The organism is Paenibacillus sp. 32352 (assembly GCF_002042965.1).
Lineage (GTDB): Bacteria > Bacillota > Bacilli > Paenibacillales > NBRC-103111 > Paenibacillus_S > Paenibacillus_S vulneris.
This window is the reverse complement of record NZ_MZNT01000001.1, coordinates 572,481-587,775: the sequence shown is the minus strand read 5'-3', so window position 1 is coordinate 587,775 and position 15,295 is coordinate 572,481. Positions and strand designations below refer to the sequence as shown.

Sequence of the window (15,295 nt, the reverse complement as noted above, 5' to 3'; positions counted from 1 at the left end):
AGGCTTTTTTATATGTACCGAAATTAGAACTGGCTTAATTTCGCGCCTTCCCAGTCGGCGAGGAAACGTTCAATTCCTGCATCTGTCAAAGGATGCTTGGCCATGGACTGAATGACTTTATAAGGAACGGTTGCAATATCCGAACCTGCCAAAGCTGCTTCAATCACGTGAGCGGAATGACGAACGCTAGCCGCGATAATTTCCGAGGAAATATTGTGTACTTTGAAAATTTCGCTGATTTCTCTAATCAGGTTCATACCCACTTGGTTGATATCGTCCAAACGGCCGATGAACGGAGACACATAAGTTGCTCCTGCACGTGCTGCAAGCAATGCTTGAGTAGAGCTGAAAATCAGGGTTACGTTGGTTTTAATGCCCTCTTGCGTGAAAATCTTGGTTGCTTTCAAGCCCTCTTCCGTCATTGGCACTTTAACAACGATGCCTTCGCCCAATGCGGCCAGCTTGCGTCCTTGCTCAACCATTTCTTTAGCTTCAAGACTAATTACTTCGGCACTGATAGGAACATTTCCTACGATGGAAACAATTTCCTTAACCGTTTCGAAGAAGTCTCTGCCCTCTTTAGCGATAAGAGAAGGATTGGTTGTAACCCCCGCAATGACTCCCAGATCATTTGCTTTGCGAATTTCTTCCACATTGGCTGTGTCGATAAACAGTTTCAAAACCTAGTCACCCTTTCATATCTTTTCCTTCAATCTGTTTCTACACCGCTTTAATGCAATGAAGGTAAGATACCAAAGAGCTTGTCCCCTATCTCCTGAATTCAAAAGATGCAGGTCGTAGACATAGCATGAAATGATAAACGAATTCAACAGGAACGCTTTTGGCACTTGCTTCAATACAGACTATGAATTAAAGCAGCGAAATTACAGCAAAAAACCCGCATATGCCGTCCGATTTAGCGTTTCAAACCCGCTCTCGCAGGTGGGTGTCCGCAGAAGCGTGTTTGAGGTCCCTTTTCGGGGGCATGTCAGCAACGCTACAATGTAGGACTCCCAAGAAACAGTCATTGGTTCAAAACAACTTAAAACCGAAACGAACATCGCAGGATTTTGTTGTACATTCATTATATGATCTTCTCGACGGAATGTAAACCTTGAACAAGAAGAACTTGCTGCCATAGCAAAATTTCTATGGTTTGTCAGGTTTAGTATGCCCGCCATCATCCTGTTGATTCATTGCCGCAGCTGAGGACGGTTCCTTCTTCTCTGCATGGTCTGCCTCTGCTTGATCCGTACCGGATTCAAGCGCTGTTTGCTCGTCACTGGCGGCTTGCGCCTCCGATTCCTTCTCGGCCAACTCCTGCTGCTTCTCCTGCAGCCGGCCGAAGATATGGTTAAAGTGCCAGAACGAAATAACGGCAACAATGCTGCCCATGAAGAACGGGATCAGGAACGTAAATTTGGCGAAGCTGAAATAAATGACAACTCCATTTAATACCAGCATTGAAATCGAGCGGACAGGATGTCCAATCGAGATCAGCACCGCATTTTTAATTATTTGAAGCAGCTTCATATGAAGATGGGATAAGATGGAGAAAAAATGAAACAGCGATACCGTAAGCAGCACGGTCAGCATCAAGATCAAATATTTCAACAGACTTAAATTACCTGGCCTCGTGTTGTAGAAATATAAATTGACACCGATAACGATCCCGAACACCAAATAGATAAGACCGCCCAGCATGGCTTGCTTATAGTTTTCCTTATATCCGCGGAAAAAGGTTTTGAACAACGGCACATCTTCTTCACCGGTCAGCCACTTGCGGGCAACCGAAAACATGGCCGCAGTTGCAGGAAAAAGTGTAAACGGTGACAAAACGCCGAGTATCAGAAGGAAGAAATAAAATTGCGAAAAGGTTTCGTCAATCTGGAGCGACATGAGGCCCATCAGCCCTACGATAAAAACCGGCAGCGAGCAAAGCGCCCATAACACATTTATAACGGATAACCGCATGATCCATTCCGATATACGGTAAAATCCCCCCATTAACCCTCTAAACTCCAATATAAGCCCTCCTTAGCGATCTACATGTGCTGATATCTATATAAGCTATATTATAGCCTATTTTTCATCAACTAGGTAGCTGTCTATGCGGTTTTCGTCTATAGTCATATGCTATAGTAGCACCCGGCATTCACACAAGTAAAGGAGGTTGGCAACCATGTCCGTTGGAGCAAATGTATGGACCTCAACCGGCATCATCCTTGTCCTGTTTATCCTGCTTGTTATCATTCTTCAAGGCTGCTTCTTTTAAGATGGCTTCGAGGGTTCCCGCGAGAACCATCCCGATATGCATTTCCAATCCGTTTGCATCAAAAAAAAGGTGGGCTTTCATAAAGAAAGCTCCACCTTTTTCATTAATTTTTAACCAATTCCTCGTTGGAACGGGAAGAAGTAGAACGGTTAAACCCGCGGTCGCGATTATATTCACGGCCCTCGGAGCGTCCTCCGCGGTTATCGCGGGAGTAGTCTCTTCCGCCGCCGTCTCTGCGAGGTTTCGAAGAGTAACCGGAACGGTCGCGGTCATACGATCTGCCGTCGCCGCGGCGTGCACCGCCGGCTGTTCCGTAAGGACCGGATGGTCTGCGGCCGGAGCTGCGTACGTCTGGTCTTCTTTTCTTAGCGCGCAGCGGCTCTTCCGGAGTCAATTCGATCTCGATTTCCTTCTTATCGCCTGTCAGCAGCTTCAATGCGGAGGCAAGCAGATGAACGGAGTCATGCTGCTCCAACAATTGAATCGCCAAGCCTTTATATTCATTGTGGTCATCCTTTTGAAGCACTTCAAGGATGCGCTCGGCTGTAATTTTTTGTTTGCCTTCGATCGCTTCCGCCAGACTAGGCATCGGTTTTCTTGTAATTTTATGGCGAGTGATCTTCTCGATAAAGTACAAGTGATCGATTTCTCTTGGCGTTACGAACGTATACGCTGCGCCTTCCTTACCAGCGCGGCCGGTACGGCCGATGCGGTGAACGTAGCTCTCAGGATCCTGAGGCAAATCGAAGTTAATAACATGGGTTACGCCGGAAACGTCCAAGCCCCGGGCTGCCACGTCCGTTGCTACCAGCACGTCGATGCTTCCGTCACGGAATTTGCGCATGACATTGTCACGCTGATTCTGGGACAAATCACCATGCAGACCTTCTGCCGTATAGCCGCGTTTTTGCAGCGCTTCGGACAGCTCGTCGACACGACGCTTCGTACGTCCGAAAATAATCGCAAGATCTGGAGCTTCCATATCAATCAGGCGGCACAGAGCCTCGAATTTTTGTCTTTCGTGCAGCTCAATGTACGACTGATCGATCAGAGGTGCGCTAACTTGCTTAGGAATGACGGATACATGCTCCGGGTTGTTCAGGAACTGGTGAGCCAGCTTTTGAATGTTGACCGGCATCGTTGCGGAGAACAGCATGGTATGACGTTCTTCCGGAACCAACTTCAGGATGGATTGAATGTCCTCCATGAAGCCCATATCCAGCATTTCGTCCGCCTCGTCCAAAATAACGGTTTGCACGTCGTCCAGCTTGATGGTTTTGCGGTTGATATGATCAAGCAAACGGCCTGGAGTACCGATAATGATTTGTGGTCTCTTTTTCAATGCGCGAATTTGCTTCACGATATCTTGACCGCCGTAGATCGGAAGGGAACGGATCCCCTTGAATCTTCCAAGCTTCTCGATCTCCTCAGCCACCTGAATGGCCAATTCGCGGGTAGGGCACATGATCAAAGCGACGATTTTTTCTTCCTTCACATCGATTTTGTTAACCAACGGAATTCCGAAGGCAGCGGTTTTTCCTGTACCGGTTTGTGCTTGCCCGATCAGGTCGCGGTTATCCATTGCGATGGGAATAGCTTTTTCCTGGATTGGTGTGGATTCTTCAAAACCCATCTCTGTAATGGCTCGAAGTACCTTTGGCTCTAAGCCGAATTCTGCAAAAGTTTTCAAATGATCTAATCTCCTTTTAATGTAGGGTTCTTTGTTATTTTTACCCTTAAGTGCGACTCCTATATCCTTATATTGTATCTGCAAAATGCGTCCGAAGCATTCGAATTTAAATACGCAAGGCCGTACTTAAGAATATCTTTAGTATTATACCACAAACGGAAATGATATTCCAGAAATTTCACGGTGAAACCTTAAGTTCCGCTTGATCGTATATAATATGTATAATAGTCTCAAGAAGATCATCTTTTTATGATATATCGTAAAGGGGAAATGGCTATGTCGATTTGGAAAAGAGTGGGTAACATCATTAAAAGCAACAAAGAAGAGCCTCCTGTTAAGGCCTCAAATCCTGTTGAAGAAACCCAGGTCGGAGATATTATAAACGTGGATCTCGAGGAATATGTGGTCTCGGGAAAGCTTACTTATTTTGATAGAGGGTTTCCGCCTCACCGGTACGCCTATTACTTGCAGAACGGCAACTCCTTCGCCTGCCTGCTGGTCGAAAAGGGTCGCACCTACGAATGCTTCCTCTGCCAATTTGTTGAAGGCTCGCTGGACAGCCCTCATGACGTGCCGACCGAGCTCGATCTTGACGGCGAAGCTACGTTCCAGCTGGAAAACCATCGCAGCGACATGGTTCGGGCGGACGGACATACGGATTTCCGCGGCAATGACGAGCTCATGATCTGGCGCTATTTCGGACCGGACGGACGATACTTCTTCCTTCAATGGCAGGACGGCAAGTTTATCGCGATGGAGGGAAGCAAGACGCCGGTGGGACAAATCAAGTTCATCAAAGGCAGCCGTTAATCTTGACCTGCTGCCGCCCAAGATTCGCTCGCATCTTTGTATGGAGGTGATACTGCGATGAAAAAGCGATCGTTCAAGTGGCTTGCCATGCTGCTGGTCTTTGCCCTTCTTACGGCATGCGGCAACGCAGGCAATTATATTAAAGACAATTACTCCTTAATTGACGTTCAGGGCCAGGGTAAAAGCACGGCCAAAATTTATTCCGTCGAAGGCAAGGACGTTCCTACCGTAGCGAAGGAAATCGCGGGCAACGAAAAGCCGAAGGAAACGAGCAAGGAATCGGCGGATCAAATGTTCCTTGTATACGATAATAAAATCATCAACCTGCAGAAGGATCCTAACAACGCAAGCAACACCTTGGTAGAGCTGGATTCCATCGAGTATGCCAAGCAAAATTATGACTCCTCCTTCCTTCAAGGCTATGTAGCGGCCTCCTTGCTGCAGTCCTTGTTCGGGGGCGGCTGGTTCAACAGCAGCCGGGGAAGCAGCGATTATCGCGGATATACGGGTACGCAGCGGTATGACGATTACGGCAAAAATCAGGCTTCGCCCAATTCGTCGACATCCAAATCCGGAAGCAGCACGACGGCGCCGTCGACCACCGAGCGGAAAGGAAGCTTCAGCACCGGTTCGAAAGCGACAACGCCTCCTTCCTCCTCAGGAAGTAGCAGCTCAAGCAGCAATATTCGCAAGAACGACGGTTCGAGCCCAACCTACAAAGCTCCTAGCTCCAGCTCGAAATCTTCGCCAAGCACAAGCACCCGATCGGGTTCATTCAAAAGAAAATAAGCCGTACCCAGCCCTGCTGGCGAAAGTCCTTCGCTGCCGCAGGGCTATTTCTTGCGTATATGGTTCCCGTTATGTACCGCTCATGATTGAAATCAGGAAACAAGCTCCATACTGTATATAGATGTACAATGACATTATGGAGGCACCTTCTATGGTTTATCATTGGGCCCGTTCTATCATAGTAACGATTATCGGCTCGGTACTGGTTTCCATCGGCTTCAACTCGTTTCTTATTCCGCATCAGCTGCTAAGCGGCGGCATTTCCGGCATTTCCATGATTGTCGGATACTTGACCGGCTGGAATATCGCAATGCTATATTTTATCAGCAACCTTCCTGTCATTATATGGGGTTTGCTGAAGATCGGGCGTAAATTCATTATTCTGAGCGTCGTCTCTGTCATTGTCACCTCCTGGCTCATGAACATCATTCCTAAGCATGCTTTTGCTCAAGACGAGATACTGGCAGCTGTGACCGGAGGGGTTCTAGTCGGGATAGGCGCAGGCATCTGCATGCGGGTGGGAGGCTCCACCGGCGGGTTCGACATTATCGGCTCCATCATTACGCAAAAACGGGATTTCCCGTTAGGGACCTCTCTGTTCGTTTTGAATGGAATCGTCATAGTCACTCTCGGCTATCTCAAGGAAAATTGGGACCTGGCCTTATACTCCATGCTCTCCATCTTCATTAGCGGCAAAATTATCGATACGATCCATACCCGGCATTTGAAGGTGACCGTATTCATCGTGACCCGCAATAAAGACGCGCTGCTTGAGCAGCTGATGAAGATCCAGCGGGGTGTGACGGTCCTGAGCACCGAAGGCGCTTATACCAAGCATCAGCAGCACATGCTTATGACCGTAACGACAAGATACGAGCTCGTCGAATTGCAGCATCTGATCCGCAGAGCGGCACCCGACGCCTTCGTCAACATAGTGGAAACCATCTCCATCATGGGGCAGTTCAGACGAGGTTAGATCAAGATCGTCTAAAGAAATTATTAGAAACATATCCCATACCTTTTATCATAAAATATGTTATAATGAGGTCAGTAATTTCACTCCATCCTCATGCTTTACCTGTTCTGCTCACGGAAGTTTTGCCTATTCTTCTCCACCAGATGATGAGAAAGGGTGATGCTTGTGGAAACAGTAAAGTTATCGACGATTGTGATGAGATTGACTCCCGAGTTGTATCCTTTCCTGAAGCGGTCCGAACTCGATTTTGAGATTGTACTGCGTAACGGGCTTGAAGCGTTGGAAGCGGAGGATGCAATGGAAATTATTCAATACAGCATTTCCGAACATCAAAAAGACGCCTTGCTCCACTGAGGGCGTCTTTATTTTCGACTTTAGCCGAAAAAATTTATGTTTTCGTAATAATTTATACATATAAATACCTTAAATAATGGTATGATAGATTCAAGACTATAAAACGGAGGTTGATCGCATGGGCGCACTCTCACCATGGCATATCATACTAATCGCTCTCGTTGCTTTGCTGCTGTTCGGTCCGAACAAATTACCCGAGCTCGGACGCGGTTTCGGCAAGATGTTCCGCGAGTTTAAAGACGCTACAACAGGCAACGGCAACTCAGGTTCTACCGAAGAATCCCCTGCACCAAAGAAAGAACTCGTATCGGCTGCCGAAGCTCATCAACAGCACGATAACGCAAACCATCAAACCAACAAATAATCAACCTCTCATCCGCCATCAAGGCCGGATGATTTTTTTTGCCTGAGCAAGTAAGCATGCGTCCCCAGGATAAGAACGGCAGCAGCAGCCGTCAATACGGCTCCAAAGCTGTACATGGCGTGCCCTCCCCACTCATCCTTAATATATCCGCCTACAAATCCTCCTGTAATGCCGGCAAGGCCCAGAAAGACCGCCGACAGCATGGCTTGACCCGTAGACCGCATCGATTCCGGAACCAGCCGAACGGCATACTGCACCGCAACGATCCAAAAGACGGCAAACGTAACGGAGTGCGACATTTGAAACCAAATCAATAGATTCGGATCCGTAATCCAAGCATACAGTATCCAGCGAACGGTATACAGTACAGCTACAATGCCAAGGATCGCCAGCTCGTGAAACCGGTGCATGATTCTTCCAAATAGAGCGAATGTAGGGATTTCACTCAGCGCGGCAAGCGCCCAAGCCCATCCTGCCATCGAATCGCTGGCACCCAAATCCTTTAAATAAAGCACAAACAGCCCGTCATTCATCCGATGCGGCACCATCAAGATAAAGACAAGAAACAGAAACCATAAAAACAGCCGGTTCTGAAGCACACTCGACAACGCGCTTAATGAAATCCGCTGGCCGCTGCCCTTATCATCCTTCAAGAAATAGAGCAGAGCAAACGGAAGAATCCAGAGTGACCAATAGAGCCAAGGGATGTGCAGAACTCCGCCCATAGCGATAAGCGCAAGACCCGCCGTCATCGCCGTCAGCGTATACCCCATTGATCCCCACATCCTCACCGATCCATAGGTAAGTCCCGCCTGTATCGTCGCCTTGATGGTCAGACTATCCAGCAGCGGTACCGAGGACAGCATGAAGAAATAAAGAAGCAGCATAAAAAGAAACGCCCACATATAGCTGTTCGTATAAAAAATTCCTGCGCTAGACAGAAACGTAAGCAGCCACAGAATGCCAATAATCAGCTTCGATGTATTATAGCGATCGCTTAAATATCCCCAAAGAGGCTGTGCGAATATGGCTACGAACGGTCCGAACATCATCAATAAACCGATTTGCGATGAAGAATAGCCCCTAAGTCCGAAATAAATAGGAAGAAAAGGCATTAGAACCGCTGTAGTTGCGTAATAAGAGAAAAGAAGTCCACGCAGGGTCCATATTTGTTTTTTCATAGCACCGGTCCTCTTTTGGGTAATATAATGAAACACACATTTCTACAAAATGCGTCAAAGTTCTCTATGAACCTACTGACTCTTTTATTATAATAAAACATATCATTCTGGCAAGGAGAGATCGAATAGCATGGAATTATTATTAGCATCGCTCTTGATGGTCATGGGTCAGGTTCAAACAGATCATCCGGATGTCAGCTTCGAACAGCTGGTGCAAGCTTCGCTTGATTCGAAAAATGCCGTCGTCCAGCAGGCTTCGGGCTCGAACAGCTCTGACGGAAGCTACCTAAGACCCGTTAACAAGATAGACCCGCAGAAGGACGCACCCAAGGTCAAGGGCGTATACGTCACTGCCCACAGCGCGGGCGGTTCCAGGCTCAATACATTGATGAAGCTAATGGATGATACCGAGCTTAATTCCATGGTTATCGATATTAAGGACGACTGGGGCTACATTACATACGATACCGGCAACGCCGAGCTGGCGGCGATGGAAACGACCCAAAAGATCATTCCCGATATGCCCAAGCTCATAAGCACGCTGCAGGAGCATCAAGTGTATCCGATTGCCCGGATTGTCGTATTCAAGGATACCGTCTTGGCCAAAAAGCACCCCGAGCTTTCCTTCCTGAATCCGGACGGAAGCGTCTGGGGCAACGGAAAAGCGACGCCAGACAGCTTCGTCAATCCGTACAAAAAAGAAGTGTGGGATTATAATATTGCCATTGCCAAAGAAGCAGCCAAAGCAGGCTTCAAGGAAATCCAGTTCGATTACGTCCGCTTCCCGGAAGGCTTTGAGAAACGTGCGGATACATTAAAATATGACAAAGACGAGCGTTCAAGAATCGATGCGGTAGCCGAATTTGTGAAATATGCTCATGAGCAGCTGGCCCCTCTGGGTGTCAGAGTCTCGGTGGATATCTTCGGATATGCAGCTTCCGTGCCTGCGGCGGAAGGGATCGGACAAGATTTCGAGAAAATTTCGGAAAATGTGGACGTCATCTGCCCGATGATTTATCCAAGCCACTATGGTCCTGGCTGGTTCGGCGCCAAGGTTCCCGATGCCGAGCCTTATGTAACGATTAACGGCGCCATCAAGGATACACATAAAAAGCTCGAGCCGATCAGCAGCATCCAACCTATTGTCCGACCGTGGATTCAGGATTTCACCGCCTCCTGGGTTCAGGGCTATATCAAATACGGCAAGCATGAAATTGAAGAGCAAATCAGGGCTTTGAAGGATAACGGCGTAGACGAGTTTTTGTTGTGGAATGCGGTTAATACGTACACCGCGAATGTAGATTATAAGTGAATTTATTTTTGTCATCCCATGATAAGACCCCGTACGGAGCAGCTCCGGCGGGGTCTTCGACGATCTTGGAATATTATAAGTTCGGAATTTGCCAGTCAATTTCGGGCGAGCCGATACTCTTAAGAAATTGATTCGTTTGCGAATAGGGCTTGCTGCCGAAAAAACCTCGATAAGCCGACAACGGGCTCGGATGAACCGACCGCAGGATGAAATGATGGCGGTTCGTGATCAGCTGCATTTTTTGCTGGGCATGACTTCCCCACAGGATAAACACAATGGGCTCTTCCCTTTGGTTCAGATGCGAGATGACACGATCAGTGAATCTTTCCCAGCCCATTCCCTTATGAGAATTGGGTGACCCTTCCCTCACGGTAAGCACCGTGTTGAGCAGCAGCACGCCCTGCTCGGCCCAGCGTACCAAATATCCGTTATTAGGTATGGTACAGCCCAAGTCATCCTGAAGCTCCTTGAACATATTTTGCAATGAAGGAGGTGCAGGCACCCCCGGCTTGACCGAGAAGCTCAATCCATGCGCTTGGCCCGGTCCGTGATAAGGGTCCTGCCCCAGGATAACGACCTTTACCGAAGCATAAGGGGTCAAATGAAGGGCATTGAAAATATCATACATATCAGGATAAATGGTACGGGTGTTATACTCATTCTTCAAAAATTGGCGAAGCTCCTTGTAGTAAGGCTCTTCAAATTCCGAAGCAAGCAGAGCCTGCCAATCGTTGTTCAAGATGGTCATACCTGATTCCACTCCAACTCTTCGTTACTTGCGAAACTTGCTCACCATTTGGACAAAATAGGACAACGTCCGGTGTACCCGATCCTTCGTTTTGCTATCGGCGGGCACCCCCTCAGGAGTAAAGAGCCGCTGCTCTCCGCCAATCGAAATCCATTCCGGGCAGTTAATCCCGTGCACGTTGCGTACGATCGTTTGCAGCTGCTGCAGCGAGCTGACGCCCACCGCTCCCCCTGTTGAGCTCACAGACAGCACAACCTTCCCGTCGAAATGGTCGAAGCCTACATGATCCAGCGCATTTTTCAATACCCCTGTCGGTGCTCCATGGTATTCCGGAGTCGCCAGCACGATCCCGTCCGCCTCCAGCAGCTGTGTCTTCATGAATTGCAAATTCTCGTCTGCATATTCTGCATCCGGACTGTAGAATGGAATGGGAAGCTGATTTAATTCAATCAGCGTTACATCGCATTCATGACCTTCCAATACCGTTTGAATATAGCGGCATAATTGCGAGCTTGTGGACTGCTTGCGGTTGCTTCCTGCTAAAATGGTTATTTTCATATCGGGCAGCTCCTTTTCTGTTCGTTATTTTACATACATTTTAGTATAATATGTATAACAAGTCAATAACAGGAAGTTCCTATTTGCAGCCCTTTCTTACTTCATATGAGTCTCCATAATATAACCCGCTCCTGTCACAGCCCGCTTTTTCTCAATAATGCTTGCTTCCACCACTTCCGGATTGCTGACAAAATGGCGGACCAGGTGCTCTTCCAGGAAATCGAATGCCTGGGCTTCATTCTCTGCCAGCACGGCCATATACACCTTCTGCTCCTGTAATTCCACTTCCAGCTTGTACAAATACATAGGGCTTCTCTCCTTGAAGGACGATATTAAGCTATGTCCTTTATGGTAACAGATTCAGGACCGGCTTGCATGTGTTTTCCGCTTTTCGTTACAATGGGACTAATCATAGACCCCGATAGGAGATGAGCCTCCATGCTTGCCATAGGTCAACCCGCTCCGGCTTTCGAAGCGGAAAGCACTCTTGGGCCTGTCCGATTAAACGATTCACTAGGGCAGCAGCCGATCGTTCTTATCTTTTACCCTAAGGACGAAACACCCATTTGCACCAAACAGCTATGCGCCGTTCGCGATTCCAAATCGCAGTACGCCCGGTTTAACGCCCTTGTGCTCGGCATCAACCCGGGTACGATGGAAGAGCATCAGCGTTTTTCTCAAAAATATGCCTACGATTTCCCCCTTGTATCCGATAAGGACGAACGAATCCGGGAGCTGTACGACGTCGGCAAGGTCTTCCTTCTTGGCCAGCAGCGCATCGTATATGTCATCAATCGGGAAGGAAAGATTGTATACGCCAGAAAGGGAAATCGTCCAACGAAGGAAATTTTGGCGGCTCTTGCCGACTAATTAGAGCAACGTGCACAACAAAACCCGGTCGCAGCCTCTCCTCCCAAGGAGAAGCTCGAACGGGTTTTCCATTAGAAGACCTATGCGATTATTGGGACAAACGCTTCGTCAACTCGTATAAGTCCATGTTAAATTCTTTTTTCGTATTGACTACCAGATCGATATCCGTAGCTACAAGCTCGCCCTTAATAACACCGCAGGATTTGCCCGAATCGCCTTCAATGAGCTTGCGCACGGCAAAATCGCCCAGCTTGCTGGCCAGAATCCGGTCGTTATGCGTCGGAGTGCCTCCGCGCTGAATATGTCCCAGTACCGTCACACGAGGCTCAATGCCGTTACGCTTGGAAATTTCATTGGCGATATCCTCGCCCTTGCCGACGCCTTCGGCTACAACGATGATACTATGGCGCTTGCCTTGCCCGAAATTGACTTTCATCCGCTGAGCCATTTCGTCCAGGTCGTAAGGTACTTCCGGAACAAGGATCGTTTCGGCGCCGCTGGCAAGTCCGGCATACAATGCAATATCTCCGCAATGTCTGCCCATGACTTCCACGACGGAAGAACGCTCATGGGAGCTCATCGTATCACGAAGCTTGTTGATGGCATCCACCACGATGCTAACAGCCGTGTCGAATCCAATCGTATAGTCGGTGAACGGAATGTCGTTGTCAATGGTGCCAGGCAAGCCCATAGTTTTGATGCCCAGCTTGCTGAGCTTGTTCGCACCTTGATAAGAGCCGTCGCCGCCGATAACGACCAGTCCGTCGATACCTCTCTTGCGCAGGTTTTCGGCACCCAGCTGCTGTCCTTCCGGTGTCGTGAACTCCTTACAGCGTGCGGTTTGCAGAATCGTTCCTCCGCGTTGAATGATGTCGCCTACGCTGCGCAGGTCCATCTCGCGAATATCGTCATTGATCAGACCTGCATAGCCACGCTGTACGCCGAACACTTCAAGTCCGTGAAACAAACCGCTGCGCACCACCGCGCGCACTGCTGCATTCATACCTTGCGAATCTCCGCCGCTAGTCAAGACGGCTATTTTTTTAATAGACATGTATGGTTCCTCCCAAATGATGCACGTTCCGTGCTGGCAAATTATGATGTTTTGCGAATCCAAACACTGTTGATAAAGAAAAAGAGTCGGGTCAGCGGGCTCCCCTTCATCAATTCCCGCGATATTTGCTTAACCTGCTTCTGCTCCTTCACCTTCGGATCGGAGAGATAGAGCGCAAGCAGGCCCTCGATAATCATACGGTGAAAGGCCGGATGGTCCAGCCGATCGGCCCTGCTCCGGGCTTCCCGGACAATCAAAGCAATCCGCTCGATCGTCTGATCCATGTTAGCGTAATAGCTGCAAAAGTTTAAATCGCCGCCAAGTTCGTCCTCTTCCTGATCGATTAAGTAATCAAGCAGGATATGCAGACCGCATATGTAAGGAAAATAAGCGGCATCAATATGATTCACTGTTTCGGATTGTAATTCCGGGTCGGAAGCGGCCAGGAAAAGCATGAACATGCCTAATGTCGATCCGGTTGCGGCTGCGAACTCATTCCAGCTTATGGCCGGATATTGCGATTCGTGCTTGCTCCACCACGTCTGAAGCGCTTCTTCCCGCAAATCATGGCGTATATGCTTGTACACTTGCAGATCGCAGTATAAGCCCACCAGCCGTCTGACATGCTCCCCCACAAGCTGATACGAAGGCAGCAGCCGGATACTCGCCTGACAGGTTTTGACCAGCCCGTTCAAGTACTCCCCGTCATCCTTCTCCGTACGGTAGGCATAGTAGTCGTGCAAAGGCTCCGCCGGATCAACGGCATCCAGCATCGATTGATGCAGCATGCGGAAATCGTCAGCATCCAGCGAGGTGCTCCTGTCACACAGGTTATCCAAATAATCGCTGATCGTTTGCAGAGCCACTATGAGCGGAATCAAGACATGACGCATCGGCAAATTGGCGACGGCATAGACAGCCCCGCCTTGACAGTGAAACTGCTTGCTGGTCATGCTGGCAATGGCCTGGCTGCGCAGCTCCGGATCCGGAATGCGCTCCGCAATCTCCCGCCAGTAATTCAACTGCTCCCGAACCTCCGGAAGCACATAACGATAAACGCGCAGCATAAGATGCAAGGAATTGTTAGGAACGCGCGAAATATGACGAGACTCAAAGCTCAAGCGAGTTCCCCCCGCTCCTTTGATACGAATACTGCAGTAACAATCGGATCTCGAGCCACTGCAGCTCGATCAGCAGCTCGTCCGCCGTATCATCCTGCACTACGGTGACCTGCTGCTCAACAAGATCCGTGAACATAGCTGTATCCCATGCTGTTCCGGAAATGAACGCAGCCAGCCTGCTCTTCATCGAGTCGCTGCTGATGCTGTCGATGTCATAGCTCCTGCAAGCTTCTTGAGCAGCTGCAAGCAGCGATTCATGAACCGGATGCGCACCGGCTTGGCGAAACCAGTACTTTGCGTTGCTGTAGTCCCCTTCCATCCTGTGCATAATCCCGTGCCAATAGCTGCCTGTAGGATTATGGATCTCCTGGGATAGGGAATGGGATTTATCCAGACTCTCGTTTAATAAATGCAAGCCCGCTTTAGTCGCCAAAGCGTAGGGCTGACTTCCCGGATCCAGTCCTTCCGCCGGCAGCTTGGCTATTCGAATATCGTGCAGCTCATCCCATTCTTCCATAGGATAGAGCGACGGCTTGTGATCCTTCAGTATATTCCATACCCGGGTTACCGCTTCCGTCCATGCCAAGGTGCTTCTCACCTCTTTTCCTATCAAACTCATAACCTTTATTATATTACAAAGTAAGGACAATGCCCACCTTAAATCACTGGATGATTTTCATTGGCTGACCCGTAAAGTGATGCTTTCTATCATGATGAGAAAACTCTGCCGAGGCTTAATGATGAGCCGCCGAATCCGTAATTTCCTGATTGACTCTAAACCAGAGATGCAGCTCGTTGATCGTGCCCGCCAATTCGGCAATCTCGCTGTTCAGCTCGCAGGATACTTGAAAGTTATCCTCGACATCCAGCTGATTTTGCTTGCGTATGATAATGCGCTCGAGCTTTTTCACCTGATCCGGAATCGTTCCGCGAATCTCTTCCCAGCGCAGCAGGATCTCCGACCGTTCCGCCTCCGTATAATCCTCCCAGTCCTTTTCCAAATGCGGAAGGGGGATACCAAGGCGTTCGTCTGTTACAAAAGTCCATGTCATGGAGGTTCCGCCTTTCTTGTTTAAGCGTTCGTTTTTGTCTCCATTACTGTACCATGAAGCCGCGGCCCTCTGCCAGTAGTTATCGAAATTTTCCGCGCTCATATCAAGGAATATATGCTATACTGTTTAGCGTGCTTTGTT

At 48.7% G+C, this 15,295-nt stretch carries 19 protein-coding genes and 1 other RNA gene; 8 read left to right on the top strand and 12 right to left on the bottom strand.

Going from position 1 to position 15,295, the window contains the following annotated elements; all coding sequences use genetic code 11:
• Positions 1 to 23: 23 nt before the first annotated feature.
• The 3 genes from fsa to B1728_RS02720 all read right to left on the bottom strand — a co-directional run bounded on the left by fsa (position 24) and on the right by B1728_RS02720 (position 2,025).
• Positions 24 to 680: a fructose-6-phosphate aldolase gene (gene fsa, locus B1728_RS02730; protein ID WP_079908622.1), complete on the bottom strand. Its 657-nt coding sequence runs from the start codon at positions 678 to 680 to the stop codon at positions 24 to 26.
• A 211-nt stretch (positions 681 to 891) separates the two neighbouring features.
• Positions 892 to 1,072, bottom strand: a non-coding RNA gene (ssrS, locus tag B1728_RS02725) — 6S RNA.
• 77 nt (positions 1,073 to 1,149) lie between these two features.
• Complete coding sequence (locus B1728_RS02720; protein WP_079908621.1) at positions 1,150 to 2,025, bottom strand: YesL family protein; 876 nt, start codon at positions 2,023 to 2,025, stop codon at positions 1,150 to 1,152.
• Positions 2,026 to 2,182: 157 nt separating this feature from the next.
• Between B1728_RS02720 and B1728_RS36640 the strand changes: the two genes are divergently transcribed.
• Positions 2,183 to 2,275 (top strand): YjcZ family sporulation protein, encoded by a 93-nt coding sequence (locus B1728_RS36640; RefSeq protein ID WP_225947869.1) that lies wholly within the window; start codon positions 2,183 to 2,185, stop codon positions 2,273 to 2,275.
• Positions 2,276 to 2,378: 103 nt separating this feature from the next.
• Here the strand turns inward: B1728_RS36640 and cshA are convergent, their stop codons facing one another.
• A complete protein-coding gene (gene cshA, locus B1728_RS02715) occupies positions 2,379 to 3,965 on the bottom strand; it encodes a degradosome RNA helicase CshA (protein WP_079908620.1) in 1,587 nt (528 codons plus the stop codon).
• Between the two features lie 276 nt (positions 3,966 to 4,241).
• Between cshA and B1728_RS02710 the strand changes: the two genes are divergently transcribed.
• From B1728_RS02710 to tatA, 5 genes are all read left to right on the top strand, one after another.
• The gene (locus tag B1728_RS02710) at positions 4,242 to 4,775 is read left to right on the top strand and encodes a DUF4178 domain-containing protein (protein WP_079908619.1); all 534 of its coding nucleotides are present in this window, start codon (positions 4,242 to 4,244) and stop codon (positions 4,773 to 4,775) included.
• 57 nt (positions 4,776 to 4,832) lie between these two features.
• Complete coding sequence (locus tag B1728_RS02705; protein ID WP_079908618.1) at positions 4,833 to 5,564, top strand: DUF4247 domain-containing protein; 732 nt, start codon at positions 4,833 to 4,835, stop codon at positions 5,562 to 5,564.
• Positions 5,565 to 5,715: 151 nt separating this feature from the next.
• Entirely contained in the window at positions 5,716 to 6,540 is an 825-nt protein-coding gene (locus B1728_RS02700; protein WP_079908617.1) for a YitT family protein, read from the top strand.
• A gap of 159 nt (positions 6,541 to 6,699) precedes the next feature.
• A complete protein-coding gene (locus B1728_RS02695; RefSeq protein ID WP_028547871.1) occupies positions 6,700 to 6,894 on the top strand; it encodes a hypothetical protein in 195 nt (64 codons plus the stop codon).
• 118 nt (positions 6,895 to 7,012) lie between these two features.
• The gene (gene tatA / locus B1728_RS02690) at positions 7,013 to 7,258 is read left to right on the top strand and encodes a twin-arginine translocase TatA/TatE family subunit (RefSeq protein WP_079908616.1); all 246 of its coding nucleotides are present in this window, start codon (positions 7,013 to 7,015) and stop codon (positions 7,256 to 7,258) included.
• Positions 7,259 to 7,266: 8 nt separating this feature from the next.
• Here the strand turns inward: tatA and B1728_RS02685 are convergent, their stop codons facing one another.
• Complete coding sequence (locus B1728_RS02685; RefSeq protein ID WP_079908615.1) at positions 7,267 to 8,439, bottom strand: MFS transporter; 1,173 nt, start codon at positions 8,437 to 8,439, stop codon at positions 7,267 to 7,269.
• Positions 8,440 to 8,569: 130 nt separating this feature from the next.
• On the opposite strand from B1728_RS02685, the gene B1728_RS02680 reads away from it, so the two are divergent.
• Positions 8,570 to 9,751, top strand: a complete 1,182-nt coding sequence (locus B1728_RS02680) for a putative glycoside hydrolase (RefSeq protein ID WP_079908614.1) — start codon at positions 8,570 to 8,572, stop codon at positions 9,749 to 9,751.
• 73 nt (positions 9,752 to 9,824) lie between these two features.
• Here B1728_RS02680 and B1728_RS02675 read toward each other — a convergent pair whose 3' ends face one another.
• The 3 genes from B1728_RS02675 to B1728_RS02665 form a co-directional block, all read right to left on the bottom strand.
• On the bottom strand, positions 9,825 to 10,499 hold the full coding sequence (locus B1728_RS02675) for a uracil-DNA glycosylase (RefSeq protein ID WP_079908613.1): 675 nt from the start codon (positions 10,497 to 10,499) through the stop codon (positions 9,825 to 9,827).
• A 24-nt stretch (positions 10,500 to 10,523) separates the two neighbouring features.
• Positions 10,524 to 11,057, bottom strand: a complete 534-nt coding sequence (locus B1728_RS02670) for an NADPH-dependent FMN reductase (protein WP_079908612.1) — start codon at positions 11,055 to 11,057, stop codon at positions 10,524 to 10,526.
• 96 nt (positions 11,058 to 11,153) lie between these two features.
• On the bottom strand, positions 11,154 to 11,363 hold the full coding sequence (locus B1728_RS02665; protein WP_079908611.1) for a DUF3906 family protein: 210 nt from the start codon (positions 11,361 to 11,363) through the stop codon (positions 11,154 to 11,156).
• Positions 11,364 to 11,495: 132 nt separating this feature from the next.
• Between B1728_RS02665 and B1728_RS02660 the strand changes: the two genes are divergently transcribed.
• Positions 11,496 to 11,927 carry a peroxiredoxin gene (locus B1728_RS02660; RefSeq protein WP_079908610.1) on the top strand — a complete coding sequence of 144 codons (432 nt, stop codon included), beginning with the start codon at positions 11,496 to 11,498 and terminating at the stop codon, positions 11,925 to 11,927.
• An 88-nt stretch (positions 11,928 to 12,015) separates the two neighbouring features.
• Here the strand turns inward: B1728_RS02660 and pfkA are convergent, their stop codons facing one another.
• The 4 genes from pfkA to B1728_RS02640 all read right to left on the bottom strand — a co-directional run bounded on the left by pfkA (position 12,016) and on the right by B1728_RS02640 (position 15,154).
• Positions 12,016 to 12,981 carry a 6-phosphofructokinase gene (gene pfkA / locus B1728_RS02655; RefSeq protein WP_079908609.1) on the bottom strand — a complete coding sequence of 322 codons (966 nt, stop codon included), beginning with the start codon at positions 12,979 to 12,981 and terminating at the stop codon, positions 12,016 to 12,018.
• 41 nt (positions 12,982 to 13,022) lie between these two features.
• On the bottom strand, positions 13,023 to 14,048 hold the full coding sequence (locus B1728_RS02650) for a tetraprenyl-beta-curcumene synthase family protein (RefSeq protein ID WP_079908970.1): 1,026 nt from the start codon (positions 14,046 to 14,048) through the stop codon (positions 13,023 to 13,025).
• A gap of 43 nt (positions 14,049 to 14,091) precedes the next feature.
• Positions 14,092 to 14,688: a hypothetical protein gene (locus B1728_RS02645; protein ID WP_079908971.1), complete on the bottom strand. Its 597-nt coding sequence runs from the start codon at positions 14,686 to 14,688 to the stop codon at positions 14,092 to 14,094.
• A gap of 148 nt (positions 14,689 to 14,836) precedes the next feature.
• A complete protein-coding gene (locus B1728_RS02640; protein WP_079908608.1) occupies positions 14,837 to 15,154 on the bottom strand; it encodes a hypothetical protein in 318 nt (105 codons plus the stop codon).
• Between the last annotated feature and the right edge of the window lie 141 nt (positions 15,155 to 15,295).